Raw genomic sequence first — 16498 nt, 5'->3', positions numbered from 1 at the left:
TAGATCAAGCACCTGGTTCAGAAATGCCCATGGGGCAGGGTCTAGGTACGCAAACTCCTGTAGATCAAGCACCTGTTTCAGAAATGCCCATGGGGCAGGGTCTAGGTACGCAAACTCCTGTAGATCAAGCACCTGTTTCAGAAATGCCTATGGGGCAGGGTCTAAGTACGCAAACTCCTGTAGATCAAGCACCTAGTTCAGAAATGCCCATGGAGCAAGATCCAAATACGCAGTTTCCTGTGGAGTAGTTGTTAGAAATATCTACGGAGCTGATGCGGCATGTATCAGCTTCGTAGAAGAAATTTGTAGGATATAAAGCAGTAGATAAGTACAAGATATCAGTGGAATGAGTATCATTATTTTGAATATACTTTTAATTTTAAAGAGAAAGTCCGTGGGGTATTTAGTATAGCATTAAAATTATTTGTAATAATAATATGCAATTGAAATCAAAAATTTAGAGAATAATCAGAAAATTTAATGAAAACCGTTGCAATGACAGTTATAGGTGCTGGTTCTTTTGGTACTGCATTAGCGATAGCTCTTGCCCGTAATGGTCATAATGTTTTACTTTGGGGATATAGTCCTCAACATATCAAAGAATTACAGGAACAACGTTGTAATCAAGTATATTTACCCGATGTTCGATTTCCTGAAAATTTATTACTTGAAGCTTCCCTTGAAACTGCAATAACGGCAAGTCACAATATATTAATCGCTGTTCCAAGCCATGTATTTCATCAAGTTTTGTATAATATTCAGCCTTATTTAGATCAGCATTCACGCGTTATCTGGGCTACAAAAGGTTTAGAACATGGTACTGGACGTTTCTTACAAGAGGTTGCTCGTGAGATTTTAGGTGAAAAAATTCCTTTAGCTGTTTTTTCTGGACCAACTTTTGCTCAAGAACTAGCTATTGGTTGGCCTACTGCAATGACGATAGCAGCTTCTGATGTTGAGTTTGGTAAAGAATTGCAGCAACTTTTTCATTGTGACAAAAGTTTTAGAGTTTATAAAAGTTCAGATATGATTGGTGTTCAATTAGGGGGGGCAGTCAAAAATGTTATTGCTATTGGTGCAGGAATATCAGATGGCATAGGTTTTGGGGCAAATGCACGAATAGCTCTTATCACACGAGGACTAGCTGAAATCAGTCGTTTAGGGGGGGCTATGGGTGCTGAGCTTTCCACATTTATGGGAATGACAGGCTTAGGTGATCTGGTTTTGACATGTACTGATAATCAGTCGCGTAATCGCCGTTTTGGAATACTTCTTGGTAAAGGAATAGATATAAAAGAAGCAGAAAAACAAATTGGTCAGGTTGTGGAAGGATACTTAAATACCAAGGAAGTATATACGTTGGCGCAGCGTATTGGGGTAGAAATGCCCATTGTAGAACAAATTTATCAAATTCTCTATTGTGGTAAAAATATAACTGAAGCGGCAAACACATTACTAAGCCGCGCTCTCAAGGACGAAATTCAATGATATCCTGTTTTTTAATAATTCCAATCGTAAAAAATAGAAACATGCTATGATAGACATATAAAATAGATTTTATTGATGGTTGTATAAGGCAGTCATATTCCAGAAAATTATAGATTCATATCATTCGATTCTTTATGAAACATGGCTGAAATATAAAAGTTTTGGCTTTTGTCTAAGAGCTATCTCTTTGAAGATAAATTGTCGTTTCCACTTATACGTGTTTATGTAATGTAATGAACAAGATATTTTTATTGTCTCTTAAATTCATCTCACAATGATATTTGCAAACAGAATAATACAAGACTCATTAGGTAGAAGCATCTTATTTATGTAACGTATAAGCTAAGAATATCGGGGCAGGGATATTGCGAATCTCTGTTTTTGTAATTCTTTAAAACAAGAAGACAATCTAATTTGGGAAGAAGATGAAATTTTAAAGCTGAAAATCTGTTCCCATTTCTACAATCATTTTTAAATTCAGTTTTACGCTATCTAAAGCAATATCTTTTAAATAATAGAGATTATCTCACACCTTTATTTTCTCATTTTCTAATGAAAGCATTTCTCTGATGTGTCAGGTAAAATAGAATGCCCAAAAAAACACGATTGCTGTTGTATATTCATGTTCTTGTTTTAAAGAGACCTCTCTCTTAAAACTTCCAAGTCCACTTCGCGACGGTGACCGTGAATAGTATAACGATAAAGCCATTGTGCACATCCCCATCTTTACGTTTATGAAGGAGGAAGCCGAGCATCATTACTCCCCAATGTTGAAACAGCTCTTGGCACTTGAAGCTGTTCAGTAGAGATATTTAAGCCTTTTATTTTCTCACATGTCAATTCTGTTTTTTATATGCAAGAAATGATTTTTGGAATTATAACTTTGAAAGTCTAAGATTGAGAAAATGTTATTGTACTTGTTTGTGACTGTCAGTTAAACTAAAAAATAATGTGATTATAAAGATAAGAAATTGATTTATATAAATAATTCATTTTATTTTTGTATTGAGTTAATTAAAAATATGTGTTTGCTTGTCACAAGCGGGTTAGTACGTGGATAAAAATTATTAAAGATACTTCTAATGAATCATCTCAAGTATCAAGGGTTGTTTCAATATTAGAACATGGCAAGTAAAATGATGGTGTCGGTTTGTCATCTGTATAAACATTAAAATGGTGGTAAAAAAAGGATTTTATATACTTCACAGGGATTTTTTATACGTTTTACAGGTACCATTGTGAAATGGAATGGCATGCATTGAGAGATATCTTAAAAAAATGCATGAAGGAGCAACAGCTATAGTGTTTTTGGGTGTTCTATTTTACCTGACATATCAGAGAAACGCTTTCATTAAAGAACGAGAAAAATAAAGGTGTGAGGTAAAGAGTAATCTCCATTATTAAAAAAACATTGATGTAGATGCTTTTAAAATCGTAAAGTCTCATTAAAGAATAATAGTAAAATTAACGATTGATTTCTTTACGCCTTCATATTCTTCCTAAATTAGATTGTATTTGCGTTTCAAGAATAAATCAAACGGTAGAAATATTTTTTTTCAATTTGCTACACAAAAGCTGAAACTAAAGATTTTAATAATTCTCTAATCTCTGTCTCAAACTGCGGTGGCATGAGGGTTGGATATTGATTTATAAGCAATGGCAAAAGCGTATACTTTAGTAAGGTAAATGACGTCATAAAACACAAACTTTATCAACCATGAATTGAAGAAATACTCCGGCTTTTTATAAAATATTTTGCGAAACAAGGCATCGTACATCTGGTTTTGTATTCACTTATTCTTACAAACATTTGCACATATTCCTTACGTCATATTATTATAAGTCAATACACTATTATATAGCTGAGAAAGTACTCAATACCCGATTAAAGCACTATGCACATGATTGATTTTCTTTTTTAGTGCAATGAAATAAATTTTATTCTTCTTGGGAATCGTCACTTTTTTTCAGTTCTTCAAGTATTGGCATAGACATGATGTTATAGCCTGAATCAACATAATGGATTTCACCTGTAACACCTGATGACAAGTCAGAGAGTAGATAAAGAGCAGATTTTCCAATTTCATGAATATCTACAGTACGACGTAATGGGGCATTACGGCGTTGATGTGAAAATATTGCCCGTGCAGCTGCAATACCATTACCTGCTAAAGTTCTAACAGGACCAGCGGAAATCGCATTGACACGAATATTTTGAGGACCAAAGTCCGCTGCTAAATAACGTACCATAGCTTCTAAAGCTGCTTTAGCAACACCCATGATGTTATAATTAGGCACAACTTGCTGTGAAGCACCATAGGTAAGAGTTAAAAGTGCTCCTCCATTCGGCATAAGCTTACCCGCGCGCTGGGCAATTTCAGTAAAGGAATAAGCTGAAATAACCATCGTGCGTTGAAAGTTTTCACGTGTTGTAACATCAACGTAACGCCCTTTTAGCTGAGTTTTATCTGAAAAACCAATGGCATGGACAATAAAATCAATTGTTTTCCATTCTTTTTCAAGTTGCTCAAAGACGTAATCAATATTTTCACTTTTTTCAACGTCACACTCTAGCACTAATTTGCAGCCAAGTTTATCTGCTAGGGGATGAACACGTTTTCCAAAAGCATTTCCTTGATAAGTCAACGCTAATTCCGCTCCTGCTTGTGCGAGCTGACAGGCAATGCCCCAAGCAATTGAATGGTCATTCGCAATTCCCATAATAAGGCCGCGTTTGCCCTCCATCAAACCTTTCATATTATTCTCCGTAAGACCGTACTTTTTTCAATTACTAAGAGCTTTTGTTTATACATAACGTTGGAAAACAAGCGTTGCATTGGTACCGCCAAAGCCAAAAGTATTCGACAATACGGTATTCAGTTGTTGATGATCACGTCGTTCACGAACGATTGGCATATCAGCAAAAGCTGGATCAAGTTCTTCAATATGGGCACTTTCACAAATAAAATTATGATTCATCATTAACAATGTATAGATTGCTTCGTGAACACCTGCTGCTCCCAAGGAATGTCCTGTTAGAGACTTGGTAGCGGAAATGGGGGGGCATTGATCACCTGCTCCAAAGACACGACGGATAGCTTCTATCTCAGGAGGATCACCAACAGGAGTTGCTGTCGCATGGGGATTGATATAATCAATTTTATTATTGATTGTTGCAAGAGCCATGCGCATGCACCGCTCTGCTCCCTCTCCTGATGGGGCAACCATATCATGTCCATCGGATGTCGCACCGTATCCAACGATTTCTCCGTAGATTTTTGCACCACGTGCTTTAGCAAGTTCTAAATCTTCAAGGACTAAAACGCCAGCCCCTCCAGCAATGACAAAACCATCACGATTAACATCATAAGCACGTGAAGCTTTGTGAGGGGTGTCATTATATCTGCTGGACATAGCACCCATGGCATCGAATAAAACAGATAGTGTCCAATCCAAATCTTCACAGCCTCCGGCAAAGATGCGCTTCTGTTTACCATATTGAATCATTTCGTAAGCATTACCAATACAATGATTGGAGGTAGCACAAGCTGAAGAGATTGAATAATTGATCCCCTTTATTTTAAAGAAAGTTGCTAATGTTGCAGATGCTGTAGAACTCATCGCTTTAGGGACAACAAAAGGTCCAACACGTTTTGGGCCTTTTTGGCGTGTAATGTCAGCAGCTTCTACGATTGAATGTGTTGAAGCACCTCCAGAACCCATAATAATACCCGTGTGTTCGTTCGATACTTCATGCGGTTCTAGACCCGCATCAGCAATTGCTTGATCCATGGCGATATGATTCCATGCTGTTCCACGCCCATGAAAACGTAGAGCACGTCGATCTACGAGTTCTTCTATATTAATATCGGGCTTGCCATAAACTCTGCTACGAAAGCCTAATTCAGCATATTGAGGTGCGTAAGAAATTCCGGATTTTGCTTCACGTAAATTGGTTAAAACAGCTCCAGGGTTATTTCCAATTGCGGAGACAATTCCCATTCCGGTTACAACAACTCGACGCATTCATACCTCCTCGTTCCATACAGAATAGTGAAAAGTTCTTTCTGACGGAAATAACGTTCAATCTTCTTTGAATAAAGCAACGCGTAAATCGTTCGCCTTATAAATAGTCTCTCCATCTGCTTTTAGCCACCCATCAGCTATTCCTAAGACTAAATTTCCACGTCGAATACGCTTAAAATCTATTTCATATTCAAGAATTTTGGTTTGTGGAGTTACCATCCCTGATAACTTTACTTCACCTGTTGATATTGCTCTTCCTTTACCTAGTTCGCCTAGCCAACCAAGAAAAAAACCTGTTAATTGCCACATACCATCCAGTCCGAGACATCCTGGCATGACGGGATCGCCTATAAAGTGACAATTAAAGAACCACATGTCTGGTGTAATGTCAAATTCGGCGCGAACCATTCCTTTATCGTATTTACCATCAGTTTCACTAATTTGAGTGATTCGATGAATCATCAACATTGGCGGTGCTGGCAATTGCGCATTACCTCTACCAAACATTTCGCCGCGAGCGCAGCTTAGAAGCTCTTCATATGTGTAGCGAGACTTTTGTTCAGCCATTGTTACTCCATTTATTTGCATATATCTTTAATTTCTGCGCTTTTCCCAACCTACTTTTAGAGCAAATTTTAAAGAGAGGGAAATGATTTTATATCATTTTTAATGACAAAAGCCTTTTTTTATGTATTCTACATAGGTAATTATTTAAAAATGGAATACAAGATTACACCATACTATTCCCATTTTTTTGTATTTTGATCTTATTTAGCAGGAATGTATTTGGGTTTGTAATTATGTCAGTGAGTGCAGACAATTTAGATATGAATGAAGAGCAGCAGTTCACAAAAGAGTGTGGAAAAATTGTGCAATATTATTCCATTTCTATGTTAGAAAAACGTTTGCGTCAAAATGGTCTGCGTCCAACACGTCAGCGGTTGGAACTTGCACATATGATTTTTTCTCAAGGAAATCGTCATATTACTGCTGAAGAGCTCTATGAGGAAGCGATGAAGGCAGGTGTACCTGTATCTTTAGCAACGGTTTATAATACGCTTCATCAATTTACGGAAGCGGGATTATTACGGATTATTGCCGTAGAAGGCTCAAAAACTTGGTTTGATACAAATACCTCTGATCACTACCATTTTTATATAGAAGGTGAAAATCGTATTCTTGATATTCCTTACAATTTGGAAGAATCTCCCATTATTAGAAATTTGCCTAAGCCACCAGAAGGTATGGAAATTTCACATGTTGATTTAATCGTGCGATTGAAACCAAAAAATCAATCTTGTGATAGGCAGTGAGGATATTCAATGAGGAATAAAAATTAAACTTGTTGAGTTTGATTATTCACCAGCCTTTTACTTTTACTTTTTCATCAGGATAGATTCCCCATAACTGGGGTTGTTGAAGCCATCCGCGTGTATTATTAATGTTTAATTCGCACCATTGTCCATCACATTGGCGGATATTACCAATGACATTAGGTTCTACTTCTGCCACAAGTTCTGCGTTGTCGGTGGGATTTTTTCGTAGCATTAGTCTTTTAGTTTTATCTTTTTGCCATGGAATAGTTATAGCAGTTCGCTTTCCCGATAAAAGCGATTGATACACCCACCCCTCATCGCCTTCGGCATCACGAATTTTGCGCCATTGATCATATTCTTGAATGATTTCAATAGGTAAGCCCTTCTTTTTGTAGGTAAAAATGATAGAATAGTTGCTTCCTGGTCCGACGCGTACATTAACGCTGGTGGGTTTAATCGAAGCAAATCGCGGAAGTGGTAAACCACTGGGCCCTAAATTTTGATTAAATGTTTGTGCATGCAACAAATGAGGTGAAACTAATACAATGACTGTTGCTATTAAGATACATGATGCGAGTATTGAAACGCGAAACAAACGAGAATTTTGCACACCGAACTCCTTTATTTCATCATATATTGGAAATTTAAAATCTGAAAGATAAGACTGGAAACTGATAAAAAGTATGACACACTGCTCGTTAAAGAGATCTAAACGATGAGAAAATTGCTACAAAAATATCAAAATAAGGAAAACAAAAGCTTGTATCTCTTTTCTGGGTTTATTTTTCGAAATAAAAATATAGGTATACATATTATGAACAAAAAACTGTTCAGTGAAGGGGTTATTGTATAGCTTGAAAAGAAATTTTAAATGAACCAAATAATACGATGAATGAAACATTTAAGCGTAAAAATATGAGCAACATTATAGAGTAGATTGATATATGAAGGGCTAACAGAACACTTTTTCGTGATAATCCATTTTATAAAATTTGCTATAATCTTATGCCATGATAATGCTTATCCGTATTAGTAGATAAGCTGGCTCCATTGTTCTATTTACCAGCTTTCAATGTTATGCAGTTCCTATTATTTATGGTGTTCATAGGAAGCCTTTTTGTTTTTTCTTAAATAGCTTTTATTCTATTTGCGTACGAATCCCGCTTATGATGTACAAGAAAATAATCTTCATTGATTCAATATGAGAAGGTGTTGAGAAATTTTATGTTATTAAGAATTATTACTTAATATGAAAAATGATTACTTATAATAACAAATCTCCGCGTTAAAAACTTTAACTCGTTATTTAAATTTTAAAAACATTTCCATCAAAAATGGTAATAAAAGGCACATTCATCCATATTAAAAAACAGTGTTTTCTCTGTTTATTATCAATTTTCTTTTCTCTAACTCAGTATAGAAGAAAGTTGAATGAAATAGAAAGGCTTATTCGATACACTGATGAGGGTAATTACATAAGTGATGAATAGAAGAATTTTATCAAGAAAAAAGAATCTGTAGTGCAGTGGTTGAAATTCGTCATCCTTTAGAGAGACAGAATCAAGGGATATAAAAGTTATGGAATTATATCGTTTTGTTACATAACTGAAGGTAAAGAGGATTATGCATTTAATATCATATACTTACACACAATCGCATATGGCGATAGTTGTTTTTGTTTTGTAAAAAGACCTAGGATGATCGAAAGATGTAGAATATTTAATGACAAAAAAGAAATTCATCATGAAATTTATACATAAGAAGCGGTTATTTAAGAGATATCCAGAAGGAAAAAATTATAGCGAGAAGTGATAATAAAACATCCCGCACTCAATTTACATAGGAAAAAGTCGCTTAAATATCTAAAGTGTAGTTTGTTATCTATTTTTTGAAATATAAGAGTGAAATAAAAACCACCTCTATGATAGAAACCTTATTATTTTCAAATAACTAACATATTAGATAACATTGTATATAAAAAAATACACACACGCAATTCATCGCAATCGCCTATGAAGATAAAATTCTCTAGTAGCTTACTATCTATTGCTTATGCAATTATATAATATCATAAAGTATATTACTTTACTGCAACAGTTCGTCCGTTACTAACAAAACCTTCTCTTTGTGCACGCTTACGAGCAAGCTTACGTGTACGACGAATAGCTTCAGCTTTTTCACGAGCACGCTTCTCAGATGGCTTCTCATAATAACTACGCATTTTCATTTCACGGAAGATACCTTCACGCTGCATCTTTTTTTTCAACGCACGGAGCGCTTGGTCAACATTATTATCACGAACGAGTACTTGCACTATCTATCCTGCTTTTTTCAGTGTCATAAATGATAGGAAAAAACCTACGTCCTTTTAAAGGCATATCCAAAAGGACAAACACTTATATCATATAAATGAGACATTTGTCTATATCGCTTTTTAAAATTCTATTTTTTTTACAATAAAAACGCTTTTTATAATGAATGATAGAATTTACGGTTATAAATTTATGAAAGTCCTTGTATTTGATCATTTTCGTCAAGATGAATTTTTTCAGCCGTGGGATAATGGGGTAGTCCCGGCATGGTCATAACATCTCCACAAATGACAACAATAAAACCGGCTCCCGCACAGAGACGAACTTCTCGTATGGGAATTTCAAAATCAACAGGAGCTCCGTATTGCGTGGGATCAGAAGAAAAAGAATAAGGTGTTTTTGCCATACAAATAGGGTAGACGCCAAAACCTTCTTTTTCCCAAGTTTCAAGTTGTTTGAGAATAGGGGCTGAGATGATGGCGCCACGTCCACCGTATAGCTTTGTTATAATACAATTAATTTTTTGAACGAGTGGAATATCATCTTGATAGAGAACTTTAAAATCAGAATCGTGCTTTTCAATCAAGGTAACGAGTTCTTGTGCAAGTTCTATAGCGCCTTTTCCACCTTGTTCCCAATGCTTACAGATAATAGCTTTGTGTCCAGTTGTTGCAACTATTTTTTGTAATGTTTTTATTTCAGCATCGCTATCGCTGTCAAAATGATTGATAGCCACAACACAAGGAATACCGTAGTGCTTCATATTTTTTATATGTCGTAAAAGATTGGCTGCTCCTTTTTCTAAAGCGGTGATATTTTCTTCTGTCAGGTTATTTTTATCCAGACCACCATTCATTTTTAATGCACGAATAGTTGCGACGATCACTGTAGCATTTGGTACAATACCTGCTTGCCTACATTTGATATTGAAGAACTTTTCTGCTCCAAGATCTGCTCCAAACCCTGCTTCTGTGACAACATAATCAGCAAGTTTTAAAGCAGTTTTTGTTGCTATAACTGAATTGCAACCATGAGCAATGTTGGCAAAAGGTCCTCCATGAACGAGAACAGGATTATTTTCAATTGTCTGTACGAGATTGGGTTGTATAGCATCTTTGAGAAGAACTGCCATTGCACCTTCCGCATTGAGATCAGCAACGGTGATGGGCGTTTTATCATAACGATAAGCAACAATAATTTTTTTGAGTCTTTGTGTAAGGTTTTCTAAATTTTCAGAGAGACAAAGAAGCGCCATAATTTCTGATGCAACAGTAATATCAAAACCTGTTTGACGTGGAAAACCATTTGTTATGCCCCCCAATGAAATGACAATATCGCGCAATACACGGTCATTCATATCAAGAACGCGTTTCCAAACAATGCGACGTGGATCAATGTTTAGAGTATTTCCCCAATAAAGATGATTATCTATCATTGCGGCAAGAAGATTATGAGCAGATGTAATAGCATGAAAATCACCGGTAAAATGTAAATTAAGGTCATCCATTGGAATGACTTGTGCATAACCACCACCAGCAGCACCACCTTTTACACCAAAACAGGGACCTAAAGATGGTTCTCTCAAGGTAGCTATTGTTTTTTTACCAATAAGATTAAGAGCATCACTTAGTCCAACTGTTGTTGTTGTTTTGCCTTCTCCCGCAGGTGTGGGATTGATAGCTGTGACAAGGATAAGTTTACCATCTGGATTTTTATTAAGCGATTTTATGTATTCAGAAGAAATTTTAGCTTTATCATGACCATAGGGAATGAGATTTTCATGTGAAATACCAATTTTTTGTGCAATTTCAATAATATGTTGCTTTTTAGCAGTGCGAGCAATTTCAATATCAGTTTTAGGCATGGAAAAATTCTTTAAATTCAGCTTTTATTAATGTTTGAGATCTGTACTCCATGGATTAATTAGAAAAATTCATAGAGAACAGAAAAATATTAAGATATCATAGAAATCGATGATATGCCATGCAAGAGATAATGCTAAAGAAGCACAAGAAGAGTTTTATTGTTTTTTAGGAAAAAGAATCTTTTTGCTTTTAAGCAGTAAAAATACGTTTAATTCAATTAAAAATATTGCGAAAAGAAGCTTTGGTTTGCAACAAATGCTGATGACATTAATGGATACCATAAGTGTTTCATAGTAGTACGTTTGAGAAGTAGTTTATTTATTCTTTCCAACAACACACTGAAAAAGTTTCACATGGTGGTAAACCGGAATTTATGGCGGCACATCTGAAGTCCCTCTTAAGATGGGACTGCTAGGAATAAAATATCCAGAAACATCCAGTTATGGAACAATTAGAAATAAGCACGTAAAAAATTACCTAACTGAGTAGAGAGTATAATCCGGAAGAGACCAAAAACAAGCGCATAGATTGAAAAAAGAAAACAACAACATACGCTACTCATGCAATCGCTACGATTATAAGCTAATAAAAGCACCTTAGAGCTGAATTGAAGGACTCATAACATCTTATTCTAGCAAAATGGCTAAAGAAACGACTCACAACAGAATGAAATAACAAAATACAAAGATAGGTAAAAATAAATCACAAAATAAAGAATTTAAAAAGTCTGACTTTATAAGTAAGATATTGATAGATGGCGCACCCGAAGAGATTCGAACTCCTGACCCCCAGATTCGTAGTCTGGTGCTCTATCCAGCTGAGCTACGGGTGCATACATTTCAATTTTTTACATTGTCTAAGACAAAGGGTTCCTAATCGTTTCATTAAAGAAATGCAAGTGAAACTTGAGTCGTCATAAAAAAAATCTCTCTTTTTTTATGATATATTTTAAAAAAGATATAATATATTATGGCTTCAGTTGGTTTTGATATGAACATTTTTTTGTCATGACCATACAAAGCAATATGAACGATAGTTAACTTGACGTTTTAATCTATGAAAGATAGTCAAGCAGAGATGAGATGTGTTTTTTGCGGTGGGGATAAGATATACACACCCGCTGTTGGGTTTTTGTGTAAAACGCCGATATTACTGTTGAAAACTATTTCAGATGAACATGACACAGCAAGGGCGGATGTATGGCGTTATTAAAAAAGAGCTTTCCATTAGTGTTTTTAATCGTTGTTTTAACGGTTACTTATTGGGCTGGAAAAAAGAGTGCAGACCAACCCATTTCTATGGTGGATAAAACAAGAGTATCGGATAAAGCTTCAAATGAAAAAATGGGAAGGCCACCGGTAAAGGTTGTCGTTGATCTTGTAAAAATTCAAGATTTTTATGAACAACTTAACGTTCTTGGGAGTGGACAAGCACTTGCAGAAGTCGAGCTTACCCCTTTATCTCTAGGTGTTATTGATAAGCTTTTTGTGTCAGCGGGTACAAAAGTACAAGTAGGTGATGTGATTGCAAAGCTTGATTCTAAAAAAGAGGAAATAGCGGCTGCAAAAGCAAAAGTACAACGTGATAATAATGCGTTAACGCTTTCGCGTATTCTTAAGTTACGTGCCAGCAATACAGCAACGGAAGTTCAAGAAATTACAGCACGCTTAGAGTTGGATAACGCAAATTTAGTTTTGCGTAATGCTGAATTAGATCTCGATCGGCGAACAATTCGTGCACCGATTCCTGGAGTTGTTGGTATTTTGCCCGTTGATGCAGGGAATAACGTGACCCTTAATACTGTAATAGGCCGTATTGAGAATAGAGAACGTATTTTGGTCGATATATGGGCCCCTGAACGGTATGTGTCGCGCATCCATAAAGGAGATGAGGTAACGGCAACGTTAATCGCGCAGCCAGATAGATCTTTTGTTGGTCATATTTATGCGATTGATAATATCGTTGATCCAGAAAGTCGCACACTTCATGCTCAGGTTGAAATCAATAATGAAAAAGATACGCTCATGTCTGGTATGTCTTTTTCTGTTGCCTTGCAATTTCATGGTGGTTCTTTTCCTGTCGTTAATCCTCTTGCAGTTCAATGGAATAGTAAAGGGTCATTCGTTTGGCGTGTGAGAGAAGGGAAAGTAGAGGCTATACCCGTATCAATTATTCAGCATAAAGCAGATCAAGTTTTCGTAAAAGCACCCCTAGAAAATGGTGATCAAGTTGTCATTCAAGGAGTACAAATGCTTTATCCAGGAAGTAAAGTAATGATTGATGACCCAAAGTCTCATCAACAGCAATTACCAGTAGTTTACGGAACGGATATACAATGAGCCAAGAATTGAGCACAAAACAGCCGATGTCACAGGTCGAGCAAGGTGGTCTCATTACCTTATTTATTCGCAGACCGGTTTTTACTTTTGTTTTAAATGCTATGATCATCATTGCAGGATTTGCAGCATGGTTAAATGTTGATGTAAGAGAATTACCCGATGTTGATACTCCCGTAACAACGATTGTGACGGTGTTTTCAGGTGCGTCGGCAGAAACAATTGATCGTGAAGTTACAAAAATTATAGAAGATGCTGTTTCTCGTGTTTCAGGTGTTAAGACGATTTCTTCAACGTCTTCTTTTGGGCGCTCCCGTGTGCAGATTAATTTTAATGTTGGTGTTGATTTGAATGTTGCAGCATCTGATATTCGTGATGCTCTCTCCCGTATTACCTATTCTTTACCGAAAGATGCGGATTCGCCTTTGATTATTAAAGCAGATTCGAATGCTGCTGCCATGATGTATTTGGTTGTGACGTCACCAACAATGAGTGTTGATGATTTAACCACGATTGTAAACGATCAGATTGTTGATGCAATTTCTGCTGTTGATGGTGTTGGTGATGTACAGGTCGATAGTGCTCGCACAAAGATTTTTCAGATTGATATAGATCAAGCAAAACTTGCCAGTTATGGATTAACTGTAGCAGATATTTCACGTGTTCTTGCTGATATGACAACGGATGTGCCAGTAGGATCATTACGCAATTCTAAACAAACTTTAGTTGTGCGTGCTACTGCACGTTTAACAACACCAGAATCTTTTGAACAAGTTGTTTTAAAGCCTCGTGTGCATCTTGGTGATGTTGCGCATGTTACTTTATCGCCGGATATAGAAACGGTTATTCTTCGTATTAATGGAAAGACAGGTATTGGATTAGGGATTGTGCGTAAAGCACAATCCAACACTCTTAATATTTCTGAAGGTGTGAGAGCCGTTGTTGATAATCTCAAAAGTATTGTTCCTTCTTCTGTACATATAGACGTTATTAATGACGATGCAATTTTTATTAAAAGCGCTCTTCATGAGGTTGAAGTTGCGTTGGTTATTGCTATTTTGAGTGTTATCTTAGTCATTTTTCTTTTTCTCAGAGACATTCGTGCAACACTGATACCTGCTGTATCTCTTCCTGTCGCTTTGATTGGTACCATTGCAGCTATTTATCTTGTAGGATTTTCATTGAATATTCTCACATTTTTAGGACTTGTTTTAGCAACAGGGCTTGTTGTGGATGATGCTATTGTTGTTCTTGAGAATATTGTTCGGTGGCGCAACATGGGTTTAGGGTCTAGGGCTGCGGCGGTGATAGGAACACGTGAAGTATTTTTTGCTGTTTTAGCAACAACATTGACTTTAGTGGCTGTGTTTGTTCCTATTTCCTTTCTTCCTGGGCAAGTTGGAGGTCTTTTTAGAGAATTTGGTTTTGTTTTGGCAATTTCTATTTTGCTTTCTTCAGTTGTTGCCTTAACGCTTTGTCCCATGTTGGCTTCGCGTTTTCTCAAAGAACATATTGAGGAGAAAGAGGAAGAGTCCCATCATTTTGCTTTTTTATATAAATTAGGTACTTTTTTTCATAAGGCATATACTTACAGTTTGCATAAGTGTTTAGAAAAGCCTTGGGCTGTTGTTTTTGCTTCACTTATTTTTGCGGGTCTTTGTGTTGGAGGCTATACGAAGCTACAACAGGAATTAACGCCAGCAGAAGACAGAGCTGTGATCTTTTTGGTTATTAATGGACCACAAGGTATTTCAACACAATATTTGAACGAGCAAATAGAGCAAATTGAAGCAAGTCTACAGCCATTACGTGATGCAGGGGAGATTGCTAACAGTTACTCTATTGCGGGTGCTGGCGGTTCACCCAATACTGCTTTTTTAATTTTATTGCTTTCATCTTGGGATAAACGTTTACGGAGTCAGCAAGAAATCGTGAAAGATATTAATGAAAAAGTTAAACAGTTTCCCGCAGTTTTTGTGTTTGCTGCGCAGGGAAATTCTTTGGGTGTGAGAGGAACTGGGCAAGGATTACAGTTTGCAATTCTTGGCAATGATTATGCAACATTACAACCCATTGCTGATAAGCTGGTGAGTACTTTACAAGATGATCCGCGTTTTATTCGCCCACGCCTTACTGTTGATGCAACACAACCGCAATTTTTCATTGAAATCAACCGAAAAAAAGCCTCCGATTTAGGGATTGATATCACCAATTTGGGCGATACATTACAAGCAATGTTGGATGGTAAAAAGATTGGTTCTATTAACGTGGATGATCATTCTTACGATGTTAAATTGATGTCGCGTAAAAATTCTATGAAGAGTCCTAATGATTTAGAAAACATTTTTTTAAAGACCAAAGACAATCGATATGTTCCTTTATCGGTTATTGCGCGTTTACATGAAAAAGCTATCTCTCCCCAATTAAAACGGGAAAAACGCATGAGTGCTGTTATTTTAAGCGCAAATCTTGCTCCGGGTATTGCTTTAGGGGAAGCTTACCAAACGGTACAGAAAATTGCTTCTCCTTTGTTATCGAAAGGGACCTATGTAGTTCCCTTAGGGGAAGCTGAAACACTTAATGAAACATCCTCCAGTTTTATGATTGTTTTTGGCATTGCCTTTTTGATTATTTTATTGATTTTGGCTGCTCAGTTTGAAAGCTTTATTTCAGGATTTATTATCATGGCCACTGTCCCATTAGGGATTGGTTGTGCTGTAATTGCTATGCTATTGAGTGGTGTGAGTCTGAATATTTACAGCCAAATTGGATTAATTTTGTTAATTGGTGTTATGGCAAAAAATGGTATTCTTATTGTTGAATTTGCAGATCAATTACGTGATCAGGGAAGAAGCGTGCGTGAAGCCGTAGAAGAAGCAGCAAACATTCGCCTTCGTCCAGTTTGTATGACAATGATTTGTGCCATTTTAGGAGGTATTCCTTTGGTTTTAGCCAAAGGTGCTGGCGCAGAGGCGCGTATAGCTTTAGGTTGGGTTATCGTGGGTGGCTTAGGTTTAGCAACTATTTTTACGCTTTATGTCACACCGGTTGTTTATCTTTTTTTAGGGCGTTTTATAAGACCAAAAGCAGAAGAAGATTTACGTTTAACAAAAGAACTCAATCAAGTTAAATGACGTATATGATAGAAAAGATTT

Annotated in this window: 10 protein-coding genes, 1 tRNA gene and 1 pseudogene; 5 read left to right on the top strand and 7 right to left on the bottom strand. The window is 36.4% G+C overall.

Annotated features, from left to right (window positions below; genetic code table 11):
* Both ACFINS_RS00175 and gpsA read left to right on the top strand, forming a co-directional pair.
* Nucleotides 1-248 (top strand): annotated as a pseudogene (locus ACFINS_RS00175) (cytochrome o ubiquinol oxidase subunit IV); the annotation flags it as partial.
* Between the two features lie 232 nt (nt 249-480).
* Nucleotides 481-1488 carry an NAD(P)H-dependent glycerol-3-phosphate dehydrogenase gene (gpsA, locus tag ACFINS_RS00170; protein ID WP_375629261.1) on the top strand — a complete coding sequence of 336 codons (1008 nt, stop codon included), beginning with the start codon at nt 481-483 and terminating at the stop codon, nt 1486-1488.
* A 1938-nt stretch (nt 1489-3426) separates the two neighbouring features.
* Here gpsA and fabI read toward each other — a convergent pair.
* Genes fabI through fabA form a run of 3 tightly spaced genes read right to left on the bottom strand, consistent with a single transcriptional unit; the run spans nt 3427 to nt 6081 of the window.
* The gene (fabI, locus tag ACFINS_RS00165) at nt 3427-4245 is read right to left on the bottom strand and encodes an enoyl-ACP reductase FabI (protein ID WP_375611437.1); all 819 of its coding nucleotides are present in this window, start codon (nt 4243-4245) and stop codon (nt 3427-3429) included.
* 48 nt (nt 4246-4293) lie between these two features.
* Nucleotides 4294-5514, bottom strand: coding sequence for a beta-ketoacyl-ACP synthase I (fabB, locus tag ACFINS_RS00160; protein WP_375649182.1), 1221 nt, complete (start codon nt 5512-5514; stop codon nt 4294-4296).
* A gap of 57 nt (nt 5515-5571) precedes the next feature.
* Nucleotides 5572-6081 (bottom strand): 3-hydroxyacyl-[acyl-carrier-protein] dehydratase FabA, encoded by a 510-nt coding sequence (fabA, locus tag ACFINS_RS00155; RefSeq protein ID WP_375637191.1) that lies wholly within the window; start codon nt 6079-6081, stop codon nt 5572-5574.
* 233 nt (nt 6082-6314) lie between these two features.
* Between fabA and irrA the strand changes: the two genes are divergently transcribed.
* Complete coding sequence (gene irrA, locus ACFINS_RS00150) at nt 6315-6827, top strand: iron response transcriptional regulator IrrA (protein WP_375611439.1); 513 nt, start codon at nt 6315-6317, stop codon at nt 6825-6827.
* Between the two features lie 46 nt (nt 6828-6873).
* On the opposite strand, the gene ACFINS_RS00145 is transcribed toward irrA, so the two are convergent.
* The 4 genes from ACFINS_RS00145 to ACFINS_RS00130 form a co-directional block, all read right to left on the bottom strand.
* Nucleotides 6874-7440, bottom strand: a complete 567-nt coding sequence (locus ACFINS_RS00145; RefSeq protein ID WP_375611440.1) for an SH3 domain-containing protein — start codon at nt 7438-7440, stop codon at nt 6874-6876.
* A gap of 1470 nt (nt 7441-8910) precedes the next feature.
* Entirely contained in the window at nt 8911-9144 is a 234-nt protein-coding gene (gene rpsU, locus ACFINS_RS00140; protein ID WP_012754552.1) for a 30S ribosomal protein S21, read from the bottom strand.
* 188 nt (nt 9145-9332) lie between these two features.
* Complete coding sequence (locus ACFINS_RS00135; protein WP_375638168.1) at nt 9333-11006, bottom strand: formate--tetrahydrofolate ligase; 1674 nt, start codon at nt 11004-11006, stop codon at nt 9333-9335.
* A 756-nt stretch (nt 11007-11762) separates the two neighbouring features.
* Nucleotides 11763-11839 (bottom strand) — tRNA-Arg (locus ACFINS_RS00130).
* A 367-nt stretch (nt 11840-12206) separates the two neighbouring features.
* On the opposite strand from ACFINS_RS00130, the gene ACFINS_RS00125 reads away from it, so the two are divergent.
* Nucleotides 12207-13346 carry an efflux RND transporter periplasmic adaptor subunit gene (locus ACFINS_RS00125; RefSeq protein ID WP_375705744.1) on the top strand — a complete coding sequence of 380 codons (1140 nt, stop codon included), beginning with the start codon at nt 12207-12209 and terminating at the stop codon, nt 13344-13346.
* Nucleotides 13343-16477 (top strand): efflux RND transporter permease subunit, encoded by a 3135-nt coding sequence (locus tag ACFINS_RS00120; protein WP_375611443.1) that lies wholly within the window; start codon nt 13343-13345, stop codon nt 16475-16477. Before ACFINS_RS00125 ends, ACFINS_RS00120 begins: the two co-directional genes overlap by 4 nt.
* Nucleotides 16478-16498 lie beyond the last annotated feature (21 nt).

The organism is Bartonella sp. AA2SXKL, from assembly GCF_042197205.1.
In the GTDB taxonomy this organism is placed as follows: domain Bacteria; phylum Pseudomonadota; class Alphaproteobacteria; order Rhizobiales; family Rhizobiaceae; genus Bartonella.
Note: the sequence above shows the minus strand (reverse complement) of the source record. Positions and strands in the feature narration are given on the sequence as shown.

Coding starts and splice junctions, on each gene's coding strand:
- gpsA (WP_375629261.1), top strand. CDS start 481: ATGAAAACCGTTGCAATGACAGTTATAGGTGCTGGTTCTTTTGGTACT.
- fabI (WP_375611437.1), bottom strand. CDS start 4,245: ATGAAAGGTTTGATGGAGGGCAAACGCGGCCTTATTATGGGAATTGCG.
- fabB (WP_375649182.1), bottom strand. CDS start 5,514: ATGCGTCGAGTTGTTGTAACCGGAATGGGAATTGTCTCCGCAATTGGA.
- fabA (WP_375637191.1), bottom strand. CDS start 6,081: ATGGCTGAACAAAAGTCTCGCTACACATATGAAGAGCTTCTAAGCTGC.
- irrA (WP_375611439.1), top strand. CDS start 6,315: ATGTCAGTGAGTGCAGACAATTTAGATATGAATGAAGAGCAGCAGTTC.
- ACFINS_RS00135 (WP_375638168.1), bottom strand. CDS start 11,006: ATGCCTAAAACTGATATTGAAATTGCTCGCACTGCTAAAAAGCAACAT.
- ACFINS_RS00125 (WP_375705744.1), top strand. CDS start 12,207: ATGGCGTTATTAAAAAAGAGCTTTCCATTAGTGTTTTTAATCGTTGTT.
- ACFINS_RS00120 (WP_375611443.1), top strand. CDS start 13,343: ATGAGCCAAGAATTGAGCACAAAACAGCCGATGTCACAGGTCGAGCAA.